Here is a 5,674-nt window from a genome sequence, read left to right on the forward strand (position 1 = left end):
CTCGCCGCCATCAAACGTTTCTGCCTCAGACAAAATCAAATCACAAAAACTTCGGAATCAGGACACTAGCGCGCGTTCCGACCAGGTGGAATCACCTGGTCGAAAAGAACTCGCGCAAGATCAATGGCTTGAGCATGATCTTTTCGCAAAAGTGGTTTCCACTTGTGCGGATCATGCTCTAGAAACAAGTGGCCCGTTCGCACCGGCAGGGTACGAACGGGCCCATGGCCTTCATGACTCGGGACGGCGACAGGAGCCATGCAGACCAATGCGAATGCGTTTTGCGTCCATCGACGCGGGCAAGCAGGGACTTGAATTCCAGCCGCGCCAGAAAACAGCCAGCCAACCCTCAATGCCGATTGATAAGCAGATTGGCAGCCAATCCCGGCTGGAACGGGGGCGATCCGTGGCGATTTGGAGGCTTCGACGATTTCGAGACTGGTTGGCGGCAGTATTTCTACTTGAGGCGTTGCGGCCTGCCGTGGCGGGCCGGCGACAGGGTGCGCGCGGTCACGTCCTGCCGTTCGGTCAGGAACAATGCCAAGCCGCGGGTCAGGCCAGTGGCGAAGTCGCGCATGGCGGAAAGGACGATCATGGGGGGCCTCACGAATTGAACAAGGGAGTGGGTTTCTTCGTTGCGGCTCATATGGTGTCGAATTGTGATTGATTTGCAGCCGTCCCGCTGCGCGCTCACCTGCTCAGTTATGCGTTTTCTGCATATCGAAAGCGGTCGGTGGCCTGGACAAGCGCATCGGTGATCCCGGGTTCGGTGGCCGTATGGCCCGCATCCGGCACCATGATGAACGCCGCCTCGGGCCAGGCCTTGTGCAGGTCCCAGGCGGTAACCGGCGGGGTCACCACGTCATAGCGACCCTGGATGATCACGCCGGGGATGGCGCTCAGCCGGTGCGCTTGCGCCAGCAGCTGTCCGTCCTCGCGGAAGAAGCCGTGGTTCATGAAATAGTGGCATTCGATCCGCGCAAAGGCCAGGGCGAAGCGGTCCAGGCCGAACTCGGCCACGCGCTTTTCATCCGGCAGCAGCGACAGGGTGGCGCCTTCCCACTGGCTCCATGCGCGCGCGCAGTCCAGCTGCGCCACGGGATCTGGCCCGGTGAGGCGGCGGTGGTAGGCTGCCAGAAGATCGTCGCGTTCCGCCTGCGGGATCGGCGCGAGGAAGGTCTCCCAGGCATCGGGGAATAGGGCATCCGCGCCCTGCTGGTAGAACCAGCGGATCTCGCTCCTGCGCAAGGTGAAGATGCCGCGCACGATCAGTTCGGTCACGCGGCCGGGGTGGGCCTCGGCATAGGCCAGCGCCAGGGTGGACCCCCAGGAGCCGCCTGCCACCTGCCATCTCTCGATCCCGAGATGACAGCGCAGCGCTTCCATGTCATCGACGAGATGCCAGGTGGTGTTCTCCTCGATGGCGGCGTGCGGGGTCGATTGCCCGCAGCCGCGCTGGTCGAACAGCACGATGCGATAGGCCTGCGGGTCATGCATCTGCCGGAGGAAGGGCGAAATGCCGCCGCCCGGGCCGCCGTGCAGCACCACTGCAGGCTTGCCCTGCGGGTTTCCGCATTCCTCGAAATAGATCTCGTGCAATGCGGACACTTTGAGCCTGCCGCGGTTGAAGGGCTGCAGCGGGGGATAGAACATGCGCCGGTCCGTCATGTGCTTGTGGTCGCCTGAGAGCGGACCAACTGGCTTTTGCCAAGAATGGGCTGATCCGGTAAGTGAAGGTTGTGATTCCGGTTTATCCGGTTTCAGGGAACTTACAGGGGGAACACTTCATGTGGAATGAATTCAAGTCGTTTGCCTTCAAGGGCAATGCCTTTGACCTCGCGATCGGCGTCATCATCGGGGCGGCTTTCAGCCGGATCGTGGACGGGATCGTCAATCTGATCATCATGCCGATCATCGGAGCGGTCACGGGCGGGCTCAACTTCGACAACTACTTCCTGGCGCTGTCCGGCAACGTCACGGCCACGAATCTGGTGGAAGCCCAGAAGCAGGGCGCGGTGCTGGGCTATGGCGCCTTCATCACCATCGTCGTCAATTTCCTGATCGTGGCCTTCGTGCTGTTCCAGCTGGTGAAGGTCGCCAACCGTCTGAAAAAGGCGGAACCGCCGCCGCCGGCCCCGGCACCCAGCCGGTCCGAGGAACTGCTGGCCGAAATCCGTGATTCACTGAAGGCCAGGTCCAGCACCTGACGAGCACGTTTCTGCAGCCCGGGTGCCTGCACCCGGGCTGCATGTTTTCTGGGCGTCTGCTCTTCTTTTGGTGCGTTGCAGCAGACATCAGCCCCGCCTGACAGGGTCGCAAATCCGCCCAAGCTCTTGTTTTGTAGGCCTTCCCTGAAGGATGCCGGCATTTGGCATACCCCTTGCGTGGGTCTCGACAGCGCAAACGTCTTCTTGGGTCCTCCCATTCTCAAGCGAGAGCACTCGTTGCGTCTTTGGGTCCGGCCTGGCCGGTGCCCATGCGGGGTGAACGGTTCATGGTTGCTGCCGTTCACCCCTTTTTTATCCAGCGGCAGACTTGATGATGTGGTCCCCGCTCTCTACATGATGTGACGACGGGTCCGGGCCCCTCTGGCGGTTCACCAACCGCGATGTCGGACTCTTCCACCTTGGAGGCGCAGGCTTGCGCCGCAATCTGGGAGATGACGACGCAATGACCAGTCCATCCATCACCATCGACCTCACCCCGCGTGGCACCATGGAGCGCCTCGAGTGGCTCGCCTGGTTCTCGGATTCGGCGATCAAGGTGCCGGGAACGAACCGCTCGATCGGCGCGGACGGCGTCCTGAGCCTTGTTCCAGGTGTCGGCACCCTCGTCGGCGCCTGTATCTCGGTCTATGTCGTGGGCGAGGCGGTACGCTATGGGGCGCCGCCCCGCGTGCTCACCCGCATGGGGCTGAACATCGCAGCCGATACGGTGCTGGGCGGCATTCCGGTCGTCGGCTTTCTCTTCGACATGGGCTTCAAGGCCAACCAGCGAAACCTCGAACTGCTGCGGCAGCACCTGCGGGAGATCAATCAATGAAGAACCTGATCTGGATTCTGACGGCTGCCGTCATCGGCCTGTGGTCGCTGCTTGCGTGGATCACCCACGGCCTGGTGAGTGTTGCCGGCAATCTGGTTGCCAATAACGCCGACCTCCTGCCCGCAGACCCGCTGCTGATCGAGTGGGCCTCGTGGCTCGCCTCGGCCGGAACCGGGGTTGGCGAATGGCTGGTGATCGCGGTCTGGGCCGTCGTGTCGCTGGTCCTGCTGGCGCTGGGCTTCATCGGCACCAAGCTGGTGCCGCGATTCAAGCAGAGCCTTGCCGCCCGCTGAGGAGCCCGCTCAGCTCACATTGTTCGGCAGCTGCTCCTCGCGCCGCGCGATGAAGTCCTTGAGGCCCTCGGCAATGCCTTCGTCCAGCTTCGGCTCCTCATAGGCGTTGAGCATGGCGCGGGCCTTCTCGCGGCCGCGCGTATCATGGTCCTTGGCGCCCTCCGCCTGCCACTGCTCGAAGGAGTTGAAGTCCATGATCGAGGGGATGAAGAACGCCTTCTCGAAATGCTCCAGCGTGTGCTGGGTGCCGAGGAAGTGGCCGGCCGGCCCCACCTCGCGCACCGCCGCCATCGCCTCCTTGAAGTCCGCAAAGGAGAGGCCGCCCGCATATTTGTACCAGCCGACGAGCTGCTCCGCGTCGGTGACGAATTTCGAATAGCCGCAGGCGAGGCCCGCCTCGAGCCAGCCCGCCACGTGCCAGATGTAATTGGCGCCCGACAGGATCGCCGCATGCATCAGCATGTTCGACTCATAGCCCGCCTGCGCATCGTTGAGCTTGGAGCCGACATGAAAGCCCGAGGTGCGCCACGGCAGCCGGTACTTCCGCGCCAGCTGGCCCATCAGGAACATCATCTGCGCGGCCTCCGGCGTGCCCCCCATGGGGGCGCCCGTCTTCATGTCCACCGTCACCATGAACTGGCCGTAGATCTGCGGTGAGCCGGGGCGCACCAGCTGGGTGAAGGCAACGCCCGCCAGCGCCTCGGCGTTGACCTGGGCCACCGCGCCCACGGCGGAAGCGGCGGTCGAGGCGCCGCACAGCGCGAATGGCGCCAGGATCAGCGGCTGGTTGTGCCGGGCATAGACGCGCATCGCATCCAGCATGGTCGAATCCCACACCAGCGGCGAATTGCAGTTGGTGATGGACACGAGAACCGTGTTGTCCTTCACATAATCATCGCCGAACACGATGCCCGCCATCTTCATCACGTCCTCGGCGCGCTCCTTCGAGGTGACGATTCCCATAAAGGGCTTGTCCGAATGCTTCAGCGCGGAATGGATGATGTGCAGGTGGCGCTTCGGCACCGGGATCTCCATCGGCTCGCAGCAGATGGAACTCGAGGAATGCAGCGCCGGCAGCATGTAGGCCAGCTTGTGGAAGTTATTGAGGTCCTGAAGTGAGCCGTAGCGGCGGTTGTTGTCGAGATCGCGCACATAGGGCGCGCCATACATGGGCACGAAGACGGTGTTCTTGCCGCCCACCTTCACCGTACGCTCCGGGTTGCGGGCATTCAGCGTGAATTCGGAGGGGACCTTGGCGACGAGGTCCATCAGCAGCGCCCGGTCGATCCTGACGCGTGTGCCGGAAACATCCGCCCCCGCCGCCGTCCACATGGCGATTGCCTCATCGTCGCGGAATTCGCAGCCGACCTCCTCGAGGATCCTGAGCGATTCCTCATGGATCAGCTCCACCGCCTCGTCGGGCACCAGATTATAGACGGGAATTTCGCGGACGAGGGTGGGGAAGGAGGCCATGGGCGCGGCACGAAGCGTGCGGCGGCCTTCGCGTCCGCCACCGCTGCGGCGGTTCTGAACCGGGGTTGTGGTGCTCGTCATGGCATAGGTTCCTTCTCTGTCGCCACCATAGAGCGCACCGGGGCGGCTCCGTTCAAGCGCTGGTTTTGCGAAACCCGCGTGAAATCTCTCCAGGAGAAGAGTGAACGGGCAGACTGTAACCCCAAGTTGTATCCGAAAAGCTGCACAGGCGCGGTTTTTTCGTTCAGTTTCGCAGCGTTGACCGATTGTAATTTTCGTTACAGAATAACAACGGGGATTAAAGGGGTGCCACAGGCCACAAGGCCGGGGATCCATTCAGCTCACACAAGATAACACGCCGGTTTCTCCACGGCGTGGGGGAGAAGACTCACTATGGCCGAGCACTCTACGGAGGACAAAAAGATCCTCCACGACATGGGCTATGCGCAGGAACTTTCCCGCTCCATGTCGAAATTCTCGAATTTTGCGATTTCATTCTCGATCATCTGCATCCTGTCGGGCGGCATCAATTCCTTCGCCCAGGCCATCTCGTCGATCGGCGGCGCCGGGGCGGGCATCGGCTGGATCGCGGGCTGCATCGTCTCAGGCATGTTCGCCCTCGCCATGGCGCAGATCGCCAGCGCCTTCCCGACGGCGGGCGGGCTCTATCACTGGGCCTCGATCCTCGGCAACCGGTTCTGGGGCTGGCTCACCGCCTGGCTGAACCTTTTGGGCCTCATCACGGTGCTCGGCGCCATCAACATCGGCACGGCCTATTTCTTCGCCGGCGCCATCGCACCGATGTTCGGCACCACCGCGGCTGACGGCACGGTGACCACCTTCTTCACCGGCACTGACATGCAGGT

The 5,674-nt window shown here is 62.6% G+C and carries 7 protein-coding genes; 4 read left to right on the plus strand and 3 right to left on the minus strand.

Going from position 1 to position 5,674, the window contains the following annotated elements:
* Positions 1–457 precede the first annotated feature (457 nt).
* Positions 458–595, minus strand: a complete 138-nt coding sequence (locus tag ACILRA_RS18755; RefSeq protein ID WP_395663587.1) for a hypothetical protein — start codon at positions 593–595, stop codon at positions 458–460.
* 107 nt (positions 596–702) lie between these two features.
* Positions 703–1,668 carry a prolyl aminopeptidase gene (gene pip, locus ACILRA_RS18760; protein ID WP_395663588.1) on the minus strand — a complete coding sequence of 322 codons (966 nt, stop codon included), beginning with the start codon at positions 1,666–1,668 and terminating at the stop codon, positions 703–705.
* A gap of 119 nt (positions 1,669–1,787) precedes the next feature.
* Here pip and mscL point away from each other — a divergent pair, with 119 nt between their 5' ends.
* From mscL to ACILRA_RS18775, 3 genes are all read left to right on the plus strand, one after another.
* Positions 1,788–2,207 (plus strand): large conductance mechanosensitive channel protein MscL, encoded by a 420-nt coding sequence (mscL, locus tag ACILRA_RS18765; RefSeq protein ID WP_395663589.1) that lies wholly within the window; start codon positions 1,788–1,790, stop codon positions 2,205–2,207.
* A 463-nt stretch (positions 2,208–2,670) separates the two neighbouring features.
* Positions 2,671–3,042 (plus strand): DUF4112 domain-containing protein, encoded by a 372-nt coding sequence (locus tag ACILRA_RS18770; protein ID WP_395663590.1) that lies wholly within the window; start codon positions 2,671–2,673, stop codon positions 3,040–3,042.
* Positions 3,039–3,335: a hypothetical protein gene (locus ACILRA_RS18775; RefSeq protein WP_395663591.1), complete on the plus strand. Its 297-nt coding sequence runs from the start codon at positions 3,039–3,041 to the stop codon at positions 3,333–3,335. The genes ACILRA_RS18770 and ACILRA_RS18775 overlap by 4 nt, the downstream gene beginning before the upstream one ends.
* Positions 3,336–3,344: 9 nt before the next feature.
* On the opposite strand, the gene ACILRA_RS18780 is transcribed toward ACILRA_RS18775, so the two are convergent.
* A complete protein-coding gene (locus ACILRA_RS18780; RefSeq protein WP_395663592.1) occupies positions 3,345–4,889 on the minus strand; it encodes a trimethylamine methyltransferase family protein in 1,545 nt (514 codons plus the stop codon).
* 312 nt (positions 4,890–5,201) lie between these two features.
* Here ACILRA_RS18780 and ACILRA_RS18785 point away from each other — a divergent pair.
* Positions 5,202–5,674 (plus strand): amino acid permease (locus ACILRA_RS18785; RefSeq protein WP_395663593.1); only part of this gene is annotated, 473 nt, incomplete at its 3' end.

The sequence above is a fragment of the Aestuariivirga sp. genome (assembly GCF_044239095.1).
Taxonomy (GTDB): domain Bacteria; phylum Pseudomonadota; class Alphaproteobacteria; order Rhizobiales; family Aestuariivirgaceae; genus Aestuariivirga.

Coding starts and splice junctions, on each gene's coding strand:
- ACILRA_RS18770 (WP_395663590.1), top strand. CDS start 2,671: ATGACCAGTCCATCCATCACCATCGACCTCACCCCGCGTGGCACCATG.
- ACILRA_RS18775 (WP_395663591.1), top strand. CDS start 3,039: ATGAAGAACCTGATCTGGATTCTGACGGCTGCCGTCATCGGCCTGTGG.
- pip (WP_395663588.1), bottom strand. CDS start 1,668: ATGACGGACCGGCGCATGTTCTATCCCCCGCTGCAGCCCTTCAACCGC.
- mscL (WP_395663589.1), top strand. CDS start 1,788: ATGTGGAATGAATTCAAGTCGTTTGCCTTCAAGGGCAATGCCTTTGAC.
- ACILRA_RS18755 (WP_395663587.1), bottom strand. CDS start 595: ATGATCGTCCTTTCCGCCATGCGCGACTTCGCCACTGGCCTGACCCGC.
- ACILRA_RS18780 (WP_395663592.1), bottom strand. CDS start 4,889: ATGACGAGCACCACAACCCCGGTTCAGAACCGCCGCAGCGGTGGCGGA.